A 14,847-nucleotide genomic window follows, 5' to 3' on the forward strand; every position below is an offset into this window, starting at 1 on the left:
AGCCCTCCCGCTACCGGTGGTCGCCGTCGGACCCGTCGTCGGTCGTCGCGCGGGCGGCCGCCACGTCGCCGGGAAGGTCGACCTCGTCGGGTACCTCGACGCCCGGGGGCGTGATCGGCTGGTCGGAGGGTTCGACCGCGATCGCGAAGTCGTCCCCGTGCTCGGTGACGCCGGCGATGACCGCCTGCTTGACGGCCTCCCGGGCGTACTTCTGCCGGACGATCATCGGATCGGAGTTGAGGTCCCGGGTCAGCGAGACCATCAGGAGCACCATCACGACCACGAACGGCAGGGCGACCAGGATGGTGAGGTTCTGGAGGCCGGTGAGCGCGTCGTTCCCGCCGACGAGCAGCATCACCGCGGCGACCGCACCGGTCGCGACACCCCAGAAGATGACGTTGAGGCGACTCGGTTCGGCGCTACCGCGCTGCGCCAGGGTGCCCATGACGATGGAGGCGGCGTCCGCCCCGGAGACGAAGAAGATCGCGACCAGGATCATCACGACCACGGTGGTGAGCGACTGCCACGGGTACTCGCCGAGCATCCCGAACAGCTGCGCCTCGGTCGCCCCGGCGCCGGCGATGTCGGTGCCGCCCTGCTGGAGATAGAGGCCCGCGCCGCCGAAGATGCAGAACCACACGATGGTGACCAGGCTCGGCACCAGCAGGACGCCGCCGACGAACTGGCGGATCGTCCGACCGCGGGAGATCCGCGCGATGAACATGCCGACGAAGGGCGTCCAGGAGATCCACCAGGCCCAGTAGAAGACGGTCCACTGCGCCAGCCAGTCGCTGGTGGAGACCCCGCCGGGGGTGGAGGAGCTGTCGGCGCCGGTCCGGGCCGCCATCATCGCCAGGTCCTGGACGTAGGTGCCGATCGAGTTGGGGATGAGGTTCAGGATGAACACGGTCGGCCCGACCACGAAGACGAATAGGGCCAGCGCCAGCGCCAGGACCATGTTGATGTTCGAGAGCCACTGGATGCCGCGGGCGACGCCCGAGACGGCCGAGAGCACGAAGCAGACCGTCAGGACGGCGATGATCGCGACCAGGACGGCGTTGCCGACGTCGCCGGCCCAACCGACCACCTCCAGGCCGCTCTTGATCTGCAGCGCACCCAGCCCGAGCGAGGCGGCCGATCCGAACAGCGTCGCGAAGATCGCGAGCATGTCGATGACCTTGCCGACCGGGCCGCGCGCGTGCCGGCCCAGGAGCGGCTCGAACACCGAGGAGATGAGCTGCTTGCGGCCCTTGCGGTAGGCGCTGTACGCGATCGCCAGGCCGACGACGGCGTAGATCGCCCACGGGTGCAGCGTCCAGTGGAACATCGTGGTGGACATCGCGTGCTGGACGGCCTCGGGGTCGCCGGCGTCGACGGTGCCCGGCGGCGGGTCCACGAAGTGGGCGAGCGGCTCGGCGACGCCCCAGAAGATCAGCCCGATGCCCATCCCGGCGGAGAACATCATCGCCACCCAGGACACCGTGCGGAACTCGGGTGCCTCGCCGTCGGCGCCGAGCGGGATGGCGCCGTACCTGCTGATCGCCAGCCACAGGCTGTACACGACGAACAGGCTGGCGGTCAGCACGAAGAGCCAGCCGACGTTCGTCGTCACCCAGCCCAGGGCCGAGCTGGAGGCGCTGGCCAGGCCGTCGGTGTCGACGAACCCCCAGACGAGGAACGCGACGGCGACGGCGGAGGTGACTCCGAAGACGACCCAGTCCATCGGGCTGCGCCGCTGCTCGTCGACCCCGATCGGGTAGTCCAGGGCCGGGTGCGGCACCACCTCGGCGGTGGGCGACCTGAGCGCGCGACCGACCCTGTCCGCCGCGTCCTGGGCGTGCCGCTTCGCGCCACGCTGTTCGATCTTGCTCGAATGATCGTTCACTGCGAAGCCCTGTCCGTGACTGTGATGACAACTCGTGTGACCCAGATGGGACGGCAACCGACCGTCTCGCACCTGGTCGCCTTGTGCAACATTTCGCAGATCGCCCCGCGTGTCGTGGGGGTCGGCTCGCGCCGGGCGCGGCGCGCCCGGCGACCTTCCGCCCCGAGCGACGGGAACGGGCGCACCCTGGAGGCATGAGCGTGCGGGAACCGGACGACGCCGTGGTGGACCCGGAGGACGTCGCGCACGAGATCTTCGTGTACGACGCCGACACGGTCCGCCGCGACGCCGAGCGCATCGGTGGCCGGCCTGCTCCGAGCCCGCTCACGTACGTGCCGGAGCTGACGGACTTCACCGACTGACGCCGAGCGACCTCCCGGCGGGGGCCACCCGGGGTCCCGGCGCGCCCGCGCGCTGCGACCGGCGACGTGCCGGCCAGTACCCTGAACGGGTGCAGCTGCTGCGTGAGATCGTGTACCGCACCCCGCTGACCACCCGGTTCCGGGGCCTCGACGTGCGCGACGGGCTGCTGCTGCGCGGCGACGCGGGCTGGGGCGAGCTCTCCCCGTTCTGGGACTACGACGACGTCGAGTCCGCGACCTGGCTGCGCGCCGCCCGCGAGGCCGCCGACGTCGGCTTCCCCGCCCCCGTGCGCGACCGCGTGCCGGTCAACGTCACCGTGCCCGCGGTCGGGCCCGAGCGGGCGCGCGCGATCGTCCTCGCCTCCGGCGGCTGCCGGACGGCGAAGGTGAAGGTGGCCCAGCGGGGGCCGTCGGCCGGCGGTCGCCCCGGTGCGCTCGAGCCGCTGGCGGCGGAGGAGGCGCGGGTCGCCGCCGTGCGCGCCGCGCTCGACGAGCTGCACGGGCCGGGGGTCGGCGCGATCCGGGTGGACGCGAACGGCGGGTGGTCCGAGGACGAGGCGCTCGCCCGCATCCCGGTGCTCGACGCCGCCGCGGGCGGCCTGGAGTACGTGGAGCAGCCGTGCGCCGACGTCGCCGGGCTGGCCGCCGTCCGCCGCGGGCTGCGCTCCCCGGTGCCGGTCGCCGCGGACGAGTCGATCCGCCGCGCCGCCGACCCGCTGCGGGTCGTGCGCGAGGACGCCGCGGACGTCGTCGTGCTCAAGGTGCAGCCGCTGGGCGGCGTGCGTGCCTGCCTCGACCTCGCCGAGCAGGTGGGGCTGCCGGTCGTCGTGTCGTCCGCCCTGGAGTCGTCGGTCGGCCTCGCGGCCGGGGTGGCGCTCGCAGCGGCGCTGCCCGAGCTGCCCTACGCCTGCGGCCTCGCGACGTCGCAGCTGCTGGTCCACGACGTGGTCGCCGACCCGCTGCTGCCGGTGGACGGCGACCTGCCGGTGCGGCGCCCCGTGCCGGACGCCGCCGCCCTCGCGGCGGCCGAGCCCGACCCGGCGACCCTCGACCGGTGGCTGGCGCGGTACGCGCGCCTGTCGGTGTTGCTCGAGGACGCTGCGTGAGCGCCGCGCTGCCCCCGTCGCTGGTCGCCGCGCGGGCGGTCGTGACCGACCTCGCGCTGCAGGGGGTGCGTGACGTCGTCCTCGCGCCCGGGTCCCGGTCAGCCCCGCTCGCGTACGCGCTGGCCGAGGCCGCGGAGCGCGGGCTCCTCACGCTGCACGTGCGCGTCGACGAGCGGTCCGCCGGCTTCCTCGCCCTCGGCCTGTCCCGGGGTGCCGAGCTCGTCCGCCGTGGCGCCGGGGAGGACGAGCAGGTCGAGCTGCCGCGGCCGGTGGCCGTCGTGACGACGTCCGGCACCGCGGTGGCCAACCTGCACCCCGCGGTCCTCGAGGCGCACCACACCGGCGTGCCCCTCGTGGTGCTCGCCGCCGACCGCCCGCACGAGCTGCGCGGCACCGGCGCGTCCCAGACCACCGACCAGGTGGGGATCTTCGGCTCCGCCGTGCGGTACGCCGTCGACGTCCCCGCGCCGGACGGACGCGACGGCGAGGTGCGCGACCTGCTCGGCACGCTCGGCCGGGCGCTCGCGGCGGCCCTCGGGCTGCGCGACGGCCACCCCGGCCCGGTCCACGTGAACCTGGCGTTCCGCGACCCGCTGCACCCGCCCGCCCCGCTGGCCCCGCTCCCGTCCGAGGACGTCTGGCCCGAGGGCTTCCGCCGCACCACCGTGGTCCCGCCGGCTCCCGCGCCGGGCGACGACCCCGCCCTGTACGGGGACCCGGCGCGCACGCTCGTCGTCGCGGGCGACGGCGCGGGGCCGGTCGCGCGCGCCGTCGCGGAGGCGCAGGGCTGGCCGCTGCTCGCCGAGCCGTCGTCGGGCGCGTGCGGCGGGCCGAACGCGGTGGCGGCGTACCGCTCGGTGCTGGCCGTCGAGGAGCTGACCGGCGACGTCGAGCACGTCGTCGTCTTCGGCCGCCCGACGCTGTCCCGCCCCGTGCAGCGGCTGCTGGCGCGGACGGACGTCGTCGTCACGGTCGTCGCCCCGGGCGGCGGGCCGTGGCCGGACGCCGCCCGCAACGCCGAGGCCGTCGTCCCCGCGCTCGCCGACCGGTGGTCGTCGCCGACGGCGCACGTGGGCGCCGACGGCGGGGTGTTCCTCGCGCGCTGGCGGGCGGCGGGCCGGGCGGCGGCCGCCGTCGTGGACGGCGCGACCTCGGACGCCGCCGTCGCCGAGGGGCTGCTCACCGCCCCCCACGCGGCGCTCGCCGTCGCGCGCGCCGTGGCGTCCGTGCTCGGACCGGACGACCTGCTCGTGGTCGGCTCGTCCAACCCCGTGCGCGACCTGGACCTCGTGCTCGGGCTGGACCACCCGCAGGCCGGCGACCTGCCCGACGTGCTCGCCAACCGCGGGCTCGCCGGCATCGACGGCACCGTGTCGACCGCGACCGGCGTCGCGCACGCCGCCGCCCGCCAGGGGCGCCGCACCCGCGCCCTGGTCGGCGACCTCACGTTCCTGCACGACGCCGGCGGGCTGCTGCGCGGGCCGCACGAGCCGCCCGTCGACCTGGAGATCGTCGTCGTCAACGACGACGGCGGCTCCATCTTCGCCACGCTGGAGCACGGCGAGCTCGCGACGTCGTCCGAGGGCGGCGCCGCCACCTTCGAGCGCGTCTTCGGCACGCCGCACGGGGCCAACCTCGCCCAGCTCTGCGCGGGCTACGGCGTGGACCACCAGCTCGTGCTCGACGTCGGCTCCCTGCGGCACGCCCTGCGGGCCCCGACGCGCGGCGTGCAGGTGATCGAGGTGCGCGTGCCGCGCGCCGACCGGCTCGCGGAGACGCGCGACCTCGCGGCGCGCGTCGCGGCCGCCGTGCGGGAGACGTTCTGACCTGCGGGAACATGATTCGCAGCAAGTTCTCAGGTTGAACCAAGCCGCGCACCAGGGTGGGGTGGTCTGCTAGGGGCACACATCGAGGAGGGCACCATGAGCACCGACACCCCGGGCGCACCGCAGCCGTCGGGCGCCGACGAGCCGAACCGGAGCGAGAACCCCACGGAGCAGCCGGCCGAGCAGCCGGCCTCCGCGGACCGCACCGCGCCGCAGCCGGACACGCAGGACACCCAGCACCTCACCGTTCAGCCGACCCAGCAGCTCCCCACCCAGGGAGCCGGGCAGCAGCCCGCCGCGCCGCAGCACACGACGCAGCAGCACCCGGTGCAGCAGCCGGGGCAGCAGCCGCGGTACGGGCAGATGGCGCCCGGGTCGCCCTACTACTCCCCGCAGCACCCGACGCAGCCCCAGCAGGGCGCACCCCAGCAGCAGTACCAGCAGGCGCAGCACCAGCAGGGGCAGCAGCCTCAGCAGCAGGGCCAGCAGCCTCAGCAGCAGGGCCAGCAGCCGTACGGCCAGGGCCAGCAGAACCCGTACGCCCTGGGCCAGTCCCCGGCGCAGCCGGGTGCCACGGGCACGGCCTCGACCGAGCGCCGCCGGTCCGTGTGGGTCCCGGTGGCGAGCGCGGCGGTCATCGCGGCCGTCCTCGCGAGCCTCGGCACCGCGGCGGCGACGGGCGCGTTCGACTCGGGCGACCCGTCCTCGCTCGCGAGCGTCGGCACGACCCCGCAGTCCACCGACGAGGCCCCGGTCAAGAACTCGACCTCGAACAACCCGGACTGGGAGGCCGTCACGACGGCCGTCGCCCCGTCCGTCGTCGCCATCCAGGTGCAGAGCCAGTCCGGCGGCGCCGAGGGCTCGGGCGTCGTCTACGACGACCAGGGCCACATCCTCACGAACAACCACGTCGTGTCGGGCGCGCAGAACGACACCGTGCAGGTGACGCTGTCCGACGGCAGCCTCTACGAGGCGACCATCGTGGGCACCGACCCGACCACCGACCTGGCGGTCGTGAAGCTGAAGAACCCGCCGAAGGACCTCAAGCCCGCGTCGTTCGGCTCGTCCGACGACGTCACGGTGGGCGACGGGGTGCTGGCGGTCGGCAACCCGCTCGGTCTGGCGAACACCGCTACGACGGGCATCGTGTCGGCGCTCGACCGCCCGGTCTCGGCGTCGGGGGAGGACGGCAGCACCCAGGTCGTCACCAACGCGATCCAGATCGACGCGGCGATCAACCCCGGCAACTCGGGCGGCCCGCTGTTCAACGCCCAGGGCCAGGTCATCGGCATCACGTCGTCGATCGCCACGATGTCGAGCGGCATGAGCGGCGAGCAGTCCGGCTCCATCGGTCTCGGGTTCGCGATCCCGGTGAACCTCGCGACCAACATCGCCGACCAGCTCATCAAGGACGGCACGGCGGAGCACGCGTTCCTCGGCGTGACGATGCAGGACACGACGACCACGGCCGACGGCGTCACGCGTCGCGGCGCCCAGGTGGTCGACGTCTCGTCCGGCTCGCCCGCCGCCGACGCCGGCGTCAAGACCGGCGACGTGATCGTCGCGATCGACGACGACGCCGTCAACGGCGCCGAGTCGCTCACGGCGTACGTGCGGGAGAAGGCGGCCGACCAGAAGGTCACGCTGACGTACGTCCGCGACGGCAAGACGCAGAAGGTCGACGTCACGCTCGCCGTGCGCGACGAGTCGTCCAGCAGCGGCCAGGGCGGCACCGACCAGAACGGTCAGGGCGGCACCGGCCAGGGCGACCAGAACGGCCAGGGTCAGGGCGACGGGCAGGGCCAGGACGGCGGCTCGGACTCGACCGACCCGGGCAACCTGCCCGGCTGGCTCCAGGACCTGCTCCCGGGCGGCACCAACTGAGCCACGGCCCGGCCGGACCGCACGGTCCGGCCGGGCCGCACCATGCAGCCCCGCGGGCCGCGACGACCCCCTCCCCGTCGCGGCCCGCGGGGCTTTTGTCCTGCTCGACGGGCCCGGTCAGCGGGGACGGGCGTCGGAGGGCTCGACCGGCGACCGGCGCAGGGCGGCGAGGACGCCGAGGGCGCTGCGCTCGAGGAAGTCGGCGAGCTCGGTGGGGGAGATCTCGGGGTCGGTGGCGGCCTCGACGAGCGCCTGCTCGGCGAACGAGATCCACGAGTGCAGCGCGACCTCCAGCAGCGGGCTCTGCGCGACGCCGATCTCCTGGAAGGCGTCGCGCAGGTGCCCGGCCAGCACGTCGCGGGCGTGCTGGATGGTGGCGCGCACGTGCTCGTCGCCCGACGCGGCGCCCCGCACCAACGAGTAGAACGTCGCGTCGTGGTCGTGCACGAACTCCACGAAGCGGTCCAGGGTGTCGCGCAGGCGCTCGCGCGGCGGCAGCTCCGGGCGGGGCTCGGTGGCGTGCAGCATGGCGTCGCGGGCCGTGCGGACGATGGCGGAGTGCAGGCCCTGCCGGTTGCCGAAGTAGTAGTGCACGAGCCCGGGGGAGACGCCGGCCTCGGCGGCCAGGTCCTCCACGGTGACGGCCTCCAGCGGCCGGTCGGCCAGCGCCGCCACCCCCAGCGCGACGAGTTGCTGCCGGCGTTCGTCGGGGCTCATCCGGGTGCGTCGCGCGGCTGCCATGTGCTGAGCATATGGCCGTTCCGGCAGGTCGCGGGCGCGCCGGCGGCGGGCCCCCGACGCGCGCGCGGAGTCCTATTGACGTCGCCTCAGTAAGGGGCGTACCGTCGCCACTCGTCGGCGACACAGGGGTCGCCATGTCGTCTGTTGGAGGGGAAATGAAGCTCAGCGCACTGACGCGCACGCGTCGAGGCCGTGCGATGCTCGCGGCGGTCCCGACGGTGGCGGTGATCGGCGTCCTGATGGGCGGGGTCGCCCAGGGGGCCGTGCCGGTGTCGATGGCGATCTCGGGCCAGCAGTTCAAGATCGCGGCGGACAAGCTCGACGGGACCGGCTTCTCGCAGTACGCGGGCGAGGCGAAGGACGCGGACGGCAAGTCGCACCCGGTCGCGATCGCCAACATCAAGGACGCGACGCTGCACAACCTGTGCCAGTCGGTGAAGATCCCGGGCATGCCGCTGGGCCTGCTGATCTCCGCGGGCACCAACCCGAAGAACCCGGTCAAGGCGACCGACCTGCAGATCGGCATGAGCGACCTGCGCGGCACCGCGCAGTTCAACCAGATCCGCATCGGCGTGGACGCCTCCACCGTGAACACCAAGGCGCACGGCAGCAAGGGCGACTTCGCGATGGACTCCGACGCGGTCGCCATCGACGACCTCAAGCAGGTCTCGTCGAGCACGTCGGCGGCGGTCTTCAAGCTCACCGACCTGCACCTGAAGGTCTCCGACGGCACCGAGTGCTTCTGAGCGGCCCCGGCGACCAGGGAGACCAGGCGTGAGCGACGAGAACACCTCGGCCCCTGAGGCGACCCCGACGCCGGCCCCCGAGGCGCCGGCCACCCGCCGCCAGCGGTTCGCCGCCTGGCGGCGGGACCGGCCCTTCTGGGGCGGCGTGCTGGCGATCCTCGCCGGCGTGGTGATGTGGTTCTCCGGCCGGCTGCAGTTCGACAACTTCGAGATCCAGCTCGGCATCGAGGGCATGCAGTCCACGCTGCTGCCCGCGGCGCTGGTGCTCCTGGGCGTGCTGGTGATGACGCAGCCGCAGTTCCGCGTGTTCTACGGCGTCATCACGCTGGCGATCTCGGTGTACTCGCTGCTGGGCGTCAACCTGGGCGGCTTCGGCATCGGCATGGTCCTCGGTGTCGTCGGGGGCATCCTCGCGGTGTCGTGGATGCCGCGCGCCGGCGGCGCGGAGGCGCCGGCGGCGGCCGACGACGAGACGCCCGCGGCGGCGCCCGGACCCGACTCCGTCCCGGCCCCCGCGGATCCCCGCGCCGACGGTCAGGAGGTCGGCCTCGCCGAGATCCTGCCGTTCGACGAGGAGCCCACGCGAGGCGGGCGGCACGCGGCCGTCGTCGCGGCGGTCGCGGTGCTCGCCCTCGGGGGGACGGGCGCGACGACGGTCCAGGCGGCCGCCGCGCCCGTGCAGCAGGTGCGCACGGCGTCGGACTGCTGGGACCCGCTGGGCTGGCTCGAGTGGGCCTGCGGCAGCGACGACGCCGCCGACCCCACGCCCAGCCCGTCACCCTCCGCCTCGCAGGACGCCGGGACGGCCGACGACGACGCGACGAGCGGCACCGACGACGGGGCCACCGCCGACGGCACGACGTCCGGCGACGAGGCGGCGGACCCGTCCACCGCGGCGGGCGAGGACGCGAAGGGCGGGGACGGCACGGGCGACGACCCGGCCGGCGCCGAGGAGAAGGCCGCGGGCAAGGAAGACAAGAGCGGCAAGGACGGCAAGGGCGATGCGGACACGCCGTCCGAGGAGCAGGCCCAGGACGACGTGAAGAAGGAGTTCAGGCTGGAGCTGGGCCCCTGCGCGCGGATCACGTTCGGCGGCGAGTACGACATCAACGTCTCGTTGCCGGGCGACTGCGGCACGCAGGAGGACGAGAACGTCTTCTCCCAGGACGGCGAGCTCGAGACGCGGGACCTGCAGCTGCCGCTGACGGGCATCAACGGGATCGACGTGGTGAACGTCCCCGTGACGACCGGCGGGCCACGGCGTGACGCGCTGCGGATCAACGTCGACTACGTCAAGGTGCCCGGGTTCTGGCTCAAGACCTATGCCGACAACAACGGCAAGGTCGGCGGCACGATCACCGACGCCGACTACGTGTCGATGGAGGGCGACGCGCAGATGTACATCTCCTCCATCCACGCGGACCTGCCCGACGGCGACGACTGGGCCGAGCTGGGCGACAAAATCGCGGCGGGCGCGTCGCCGGTCGAGATGCTGCTGGGCCTCACGGACGCGCGGATCGGCCTCATGGGGGCCACCTCGGACAAGCAGATCTGGTCGAGCTTCCGCGAGCAGGTCTGGGAGGAGTGACAGCCGAGGTAGTTCTAAATTCGCCGAGGTAGTTCGAAATTCGCCGAGGTAGTTCGCGGCCTGAGGTGGGCCGCTCGGCCCACCTCCTCGCGAACTACCTCGGCGAATTTCGAACTACCTCGGCGTGTCTCCGAGCGCCCACCGCATGGGCACCAGCTTCGCCTCGGACTCGGCGAGCTCGGCCTCCGGGTCGGACGCGGCGACGATGCCGCAGCCGGCGAAGAGTCGCACGTGGCGGGGGTCGGTCGCGGACAGCTCGGCGGACCGCAGGGCGATGCCCCACTCGCCGTCGCCGTCGGCGCCCACCCACCCGACGGGGCCGGCGTAGCGGGAGCGGTCCATGCCCTCGATCTCGCGGATGAGGTCGCGCGCGACGTTCGTCGGCGTGCCGCAGACGGCTGCCGACGGGTGCAGCGCGGCGGCCAGGGTGAGGGAGGACGGCGCCCGCCCGGCCGCGTCGCCGCCGCGGTCGAGGACCCCGGTGACGTCGGACGCGAGGTGCATGACGTTCGGCAGGTGCAGCACGAACGGGGCGTCCGGGACGTTCATCGACGAGCAGAACGGCTCCAGCGCGGCGGCGACGGATCGCACGGCGTACTCGTGCTCCTCCAGGTCCTTGGAGGAGCGGGCGAGCTGCGCGGCGTGCAGCAGGGCGTCGTCGTCGGACATCCCGGCCTCGCGGCGGATGGTGCCCGCCAGCACGCGGGAGGTGACGAGCCCCTTCTCGCTGCGGACCAGCAGCTCGGGGGTGGCGCCGACCATGCCGGAGACGGAGAACGTCCAGCAGGCGGCGTAGCGGTCGGCGAGGCGGCGCAGCAGCCACCGGGGGTCCAGGGGGTGCTCGGTGGTGGCGAGCACGTCGCGCGCCAGCACCACCTTCTCGAGCGCGCCGGACTGGATCCGGGCCACGCCCTCGCGCACGACGGCGGGCCAGTCCGCGGCGGCGACGGCGCCGTCGGCGAAGCGGACTCGGCCGGGGGCGGTGACGTCCGCGCGCGGCTCGCGCGCCAGGGCGTCGGTCCCGGGGGCGGCGTCGAGGTGCGCGCCGGGGGTGATGGTGGTCATCCAGGTGACGCCCGCGCGGCGGCCCACGACGACCCGCGGCACGACGAGCGACCCGTCCGGCCGCGGGTGGCCGGCGTCGTCGCCGTCCTGGTCGTCCAGCTGGCCGGCGTCGTCGAACGCGAACGTCCCGAACGCGACCGGGCCCGTGCCGGGCAGCTGCACGTCGTCGCGCACCACGGCCCGCTGGAGGGTGGCCTGCCAGGCGGCCTCGGCGTCGGCGAACCGGCCGGGGCCGAAGGTGTCGAAGCGGAGCGCCTCGCCCCAGCCGACGATGCCGTCCCCGCGCCGTACCCAGCTCAGCGGGCGGGTGTCCGGCAGCAGGTCGACGAGGGCGGTGAGACCGCCGGGCAGGTCGTCGATCCGGGAGGTGCGGACCAGGAGCGCGAGGGGCTCCGTCGCGGGATCGGGGCTGGTGCCGGTGGTCGTGCCCGGAAGGGGGCGCGGGGCCGGCAGGGGCGTGGCGGACATCGGCTCCAGGGTACGCCCGGAGGTCCGCCACGCCCCGCTCACCGAGGCGTCCGCGCCGTCGGCCCGGTCACGCGGTCGGGGTGCTGCCGCGACGCTCGGTCGAGTGGTTCAGCACGCCGTCGTCGGCGAGGTCGTCGAGCTGGTCGTCGTCCACGGCCTTGCTCGCGGTGCCCTTGACGAAGACCGACGGGTTCTCGGGGGTGCCGGCCTTGATGTGGTTGAACAGGATGTTCAGCAGGATGGCCATGAGCGCCGCCGAGCTGATCCCCGAGTGGAAGATGGTGCCGAACCACGTGGGGAACTGGTCGTAGAAGTCGGGCTTCGCGATCGGGATCATGCCGAACGAGATCGACGCGGCCACGATGACGAGGTTCATCGAGTTGGCGTAGTCCACCTTGGCGAGCGTCCGGATGCCCGACGCCGCCACGGAGCCGAACAGGACGACGCCGGCGCCGCCGAGGACCGGGGTCGGCACGGCGGCCACGACGCGGCCCAGCACGGGCAGCAGGCCGAGCACGACGAGGATCACGCCGCCGGCCGAGACCACGAAGCGTGACTTCACGCCGGTGATCGCGACCAGGCCGACGTTCTGCGCGAACGCGGACTGGGTGAACGAGCCGAAGACCGGCGAGACGACGGACGACGCCATGTCGGCGCGCAGGCCGTTCGCGATGCGCTTGCGGTCCACCTTGGTGCCGACGATCTCGCCGACGGCGATGATGTCCGCCGTCGTCTCCGTGAGCGTCACGAGGATGACGATGAGCATCGACACGATGGCGGCGATCTCGAACGTCGGGGCGCCGAAGCTGAACGGCATCGGGAACGCGACCACCGGGCCCTCGCCGACGCCGGAGAAGTCCGCCATCCCGAGCGCGAGGGCGATGAGCGTGCCGGCGACGATCGCGATGAGGATCGACAGCCGGGAGACGACGCCGGAGCCGACCTTCGACAGCAGGATGACGATGGCGAAGGTGAGGAACGCGAGACCGATGTTGCTCGTGGAGCCGTAGTCGGGCGCCTCGGCGTCGCCGCCCATCGCCCAGTTCGCCGCCACCGGCATGAGGGTCAGGCCGATCGTCGTGATGACGACGCCGGTGACCACGGGCGGGAAGAACCGGACGATCTGGGCGAAGAACGGCGTGATGAGGAACCCGATCGCCGACGCGACGAGCACCGCGCCGAGGACGGCGGGGATCCCGCCGCCGCCCCCGACGATCGCGACCATGGTGGAGACGCCGGCGAACGACACCCCCTGCACGAGCGGGAGCTGGGAGCCGAAGAACCTGATCCCGACCGTCTGCAGGATCGTGGCCAGGCCGCCCATGAAGAGGCACGCCGCGATGAGCGTGCCGATCTCCGCCGACGTGAGCCCGGCGGCGCCGCCCACGATGAGCGGGGGCGCGATGATGCCGCCGTACATCGTCAGGACGTGCTGGAAGCCGTACCCGAACGTGGCGCCGATCGGCAGGCGCTCGTCCTCGGGGCGGCTCGGGCTGGTCGCCGCCCGGGGGGATGTGGACCGTGACATAGCGGACCTCCTCGTTCGCTATCGATGGCCAGTCTTCCGGTCTACGGAAGAAGCATTCCACTATTCGACCCGGCAAGTGTGACCTGTGTCAACCCCCTCCGCTGGTCGAGCCTGTCGAAACCCCGCCGTTGGTTGAGCTTGTCGAAACCCGGTTTCCTCGCCGGCCACCGGGGTTTCGACAAGCTCAACCAGCGTCGGCGACCAGCCGCCGGGCCGCCTCGCGGTGCTCGGCCAGCAGCGCGGGCAGGTCGAGGCCGACCACGGCCCCGTCGACGACGCGCCACTCGCCGCCGACCATCACGCGGTCGGCGCGGTCCGCCCCGCACAGCAGGAGCGCGGCGACCGGGTCGTGCGAGCCGGAGAAGCGGGGCTCGTCGAGCCGCCAGAGCGCGAGGTCGGCCTGCTTGCCGACGGCCAGCACGCCGAGGTCGTCGCGCCCCAGTACGCGGGCCGAGCCGCGCGTGGCCCAGCCGAGGGCGCGGGCCACCGGCACCGAGGCGCCGTACTGGAGCCGCTGCAGGTACAGCGCCTGGCGGGCCTCGGGCATCATCGTCGACGCGTCGTTGGAGGCCGAGCCGTCCACGCCGAGGCCGACCGGAGCGCCGGCGTCCTCGAGCTCCAGCACCCGCGCGATGCCGGACGCGAGCCGCATGTTCGACGTCGGGCAGTGCGCCACTCCCGTGCCCGCCGCGCCGAGCCGCGCGATCTCGGCGTCGTCGAAGTGGATGCCGTGGCCCAGCCAGGCGCGGTCGGTGAGCCAGCCGACCGACTCGAGGTAGTCCACCGTGCGCATGCCGAACCGTTCGCGCAGGAAGTCCTCCTCGTCGATCGTCTCGGCGAGGTGGGTGTGCAGCCGCACGTCGAGCCGCTCGGCCAGCTCGGCGGTGTCGCGCATGGTCTCCGGGGTGACCGAGAACGGCGAGCACGGCGCCAGCGCGATCTGGACCCGCGCCCCCGCGCCGCGCTCGTGGTAGGTGGAGACCAGCCGCTCGGAGTCGGCCAGGATCGTGTCCGGGTCCTGCACCACCGACTGCGGCGGCAGGCCGCCGTCGTCCGTGCCGAGCGTCATCGACCCGCGCGTCAGCGTGGCGCGCATGCCGAGCTCGCGGACCGCCGCGACCTGGAGGTCGATCGCGTCGTCCAGCCCCGCCGGGAACACGTAGTGGTGGTCGGCCGCCGTGGTGCAGCCGGACAGCAGCAGCTCGGTCAGCGCGACCTTCGTCGCGAGCTCGTGCGCGCGCGGCGTGAGGCGCGCCCAGACGGGGTAGAGCGTGGTGAGCCAGGGGAACAGCTCGGCGTCGGCGACCGGCCCCCAGGCGCGCGTGAGGGTCTGGTAGAAGTGGTGGTGCGTGTTGATCAGGCCGGGCGTGACCACGTGCTCGGACGCGTCGAACGTCTCGTCGACCGGGGCGGACGGGCCCGCCCCTGACGCGACCAGCTCGGTGATCACGCCGTCCGTGACGACGACGCCGCCGCGCGCGTCGGGCGCCTCGGGTCCGTCGTCGGCGGTGAAGATCGCCAGCGGGTTCTTGATCCAGGTGCTCATCGGTGCCTCCATGGCGGCGGCACCGGGAGCGGCGCCGCGTCGCGCCGGCTCAGTGGTCCTGTCTGCCGATCCAGGGAGCGACGGCACCGCGCCGTCCTCTGC

11 protein-coding genes are annotated in these 14,847 nt (G+C 73.7%); 6 read left to right on the plus strand and 5 right to left on the minus strand.

Features of this window, described 5'->3' with window-relative positions; all coding sequences use genetic code 11:
* Positions 1-10 precede the first annotated feature (10 nt).
* On the minus strand, positions 11-1,723 hold the full coding sequence (locus AAG589_RS06060; RefSeq protein ID WP_430567151.1) for a BCCT family transporter: 1,713 nt from the start codon (positions 1,721-1,723) through the stop codon (positions 11-13).
* A 356-nt stretch (positions 1,724-2,079) separates the two neighbouring features.
* Here AAG589_RS06060 and AAG589_RS06065 point away from each other — a divergent pair, with 356 nt between their 5' ends.
* The 4 genes from AAG589_RS06065 (at position 2,080) to AAG589_RS06080 (ending at position 7,063) form a co-directional block, all read left to right on the plus strand.
* Positions 2,080-2,247, plus strand: coding sequence for a hypothetical protein (locus AAG589_RS06065; RefSeq protein WP_430566377.1), 168 nt, complete (start codon positions 2,080-2,082; stop codon positions 2,245-2,247).
* An 89-nt stretch (positions 2,248-2,336) separates the two neighbouring features.
* Positions 2,337-3,353: an o-succinylbenzoate synthase gene (locus tag AAG589_RS06070; protein WP_430566378.1), complete on the plus strand. Its 1,017-nt coding sequence runs from the start codon at positions 2,337-2,339 to the stop codon at positions 3,351-3,353.
* On the plus strand, positions 3,350-5,179 hold the full coding sequence (gene menD / locus AAG589_RS06075; protein ID WP_430566379.1) for a 2-succinyl-5-enolpyruvyl-6-hydroxy-3-cyclohexene-1-carboxylic-acid synthase: 1,830 nt from the start codon (positions 3,350-3,352) through the stop codon (positions 5,177-5,179). Before AAG589_RS06070 ends, menD begins: the two co-directional genes overlap by 4 nt.
* A gap of 96 nt (positions 5,180-5,275) precedes the next feature.
* Positions 5,276-7,063: a S1C family serine protease gene (locus AAG589_RS06080; RefSeq protein ID WP_430566380.1), complete on the plus strand. Its 1,788-nt coding sequence runs from the start codon at positions 5,276-5,278 to the stop codon at positions 7,061-7,063.
* 117 nt (positions 7,064-7,180) lie between these two features.
* Here AAG589_RS06080 and AAG589_RS06085 read toward each other — a convergent pair whose 3' ends face one another.
* Positions 7,181-7,804, minus strand: a complete 624-nt coding sequence (locus AAG589_RS06085) for a TetR/AcrR family transcriptional regulator (protein WP_430566381.1) — start codon at positions 7,802-7,804, stop codon at positions 7,181-7,183.
* Positions 7,805-7,959: 155 nt separating this feature from the next.
* Between AAG589_RS06085 and AAG589_RS06090 the strand changes: the two genes are divergently transcribed.
* Both AAG589_RS06090 and AAG589_RS06095 read left to right on the plus strand, forming a co-directional pair.
* The gene (locus AAG589_RS06090) at positions 7,960-8,550 is read left to right on the plus strand and encodes a DUF6230 family protein (RefSeq protein WP_430566382.1); all 591 of its coding nucleotides are present in this window, start codon (positions 7,960-7,962) and stop codon (positions 8,548-8,550) included.
* 28 nt (positions 8,551-8,578) lie between these two features.
* Complete coding sequence (locus AAG589_RS06095) at positions 8,579-10,138, plus strand: DUF6114 domain-containing protein (protein WP_430566383.1); 1,560 nt, start codon at positions 8,579-8,581, stop codon at positions 10,136-10,138.
* 114 nt (positions 10,139-10,252) lie between these two features.
* Here AAG589_RS06095 and AAG589_RS06100 read toward each other — a convergent pair whose 3' ends face one another.
* The 3 genes from AAG589_RS06100 to AAG589_RS06110 all read right to left on the minus strand — a co-directional run bounded on the left by AAG589_RS06100 (position 10,253) and on the right by AAG589_RS06110 (position 14,745).
* Positions 10,253-11,671, minus strand: coding sequence for an isochorismate synthase (locus AAG589_RS06100; protein WP_430566384.1), 1,419 nt, complete (start codon positions 11,669-11,671; stop codon positions 10,253-10,255).
* A 67-nt stretch (positions 11,672-11,738) separates the two neighbouring features.
* Complete coding sequence (locus AAG589_RS06105) at positions 11,739-13,199, minus strand: nucleobase:cation symporter-2 family protein (protein WP_430566385.1); 1,461 nt, start codon at positions 13,197-13,199, stop codon at positions 11,739-11,741.
* A gap of 184 nt (positions 13,200-13,383) precedes the next feature.
* Positions 13,384-14,745, minus strand: a complete 1,362-nt coding sequence (locus tag AAG589_RS06110; protein WP_430566386.1) for an 8-oxoguanine deaminase — start codon at positions 14,743-14,745, stop codon at positions 13,384-13,386.
* Positions 14,746-14,847: the final 102 nt, after the last annotated feature.

It is taken from the genome of Isoptericola sp. F-RaC21, from assembly GCF_038593535.1.
Taxonomy (GTDB): Bacteria; Actinomycetota; Actinomycetes; order Actinomycetales; family Cellulomonadaceae; genus Isoptericola.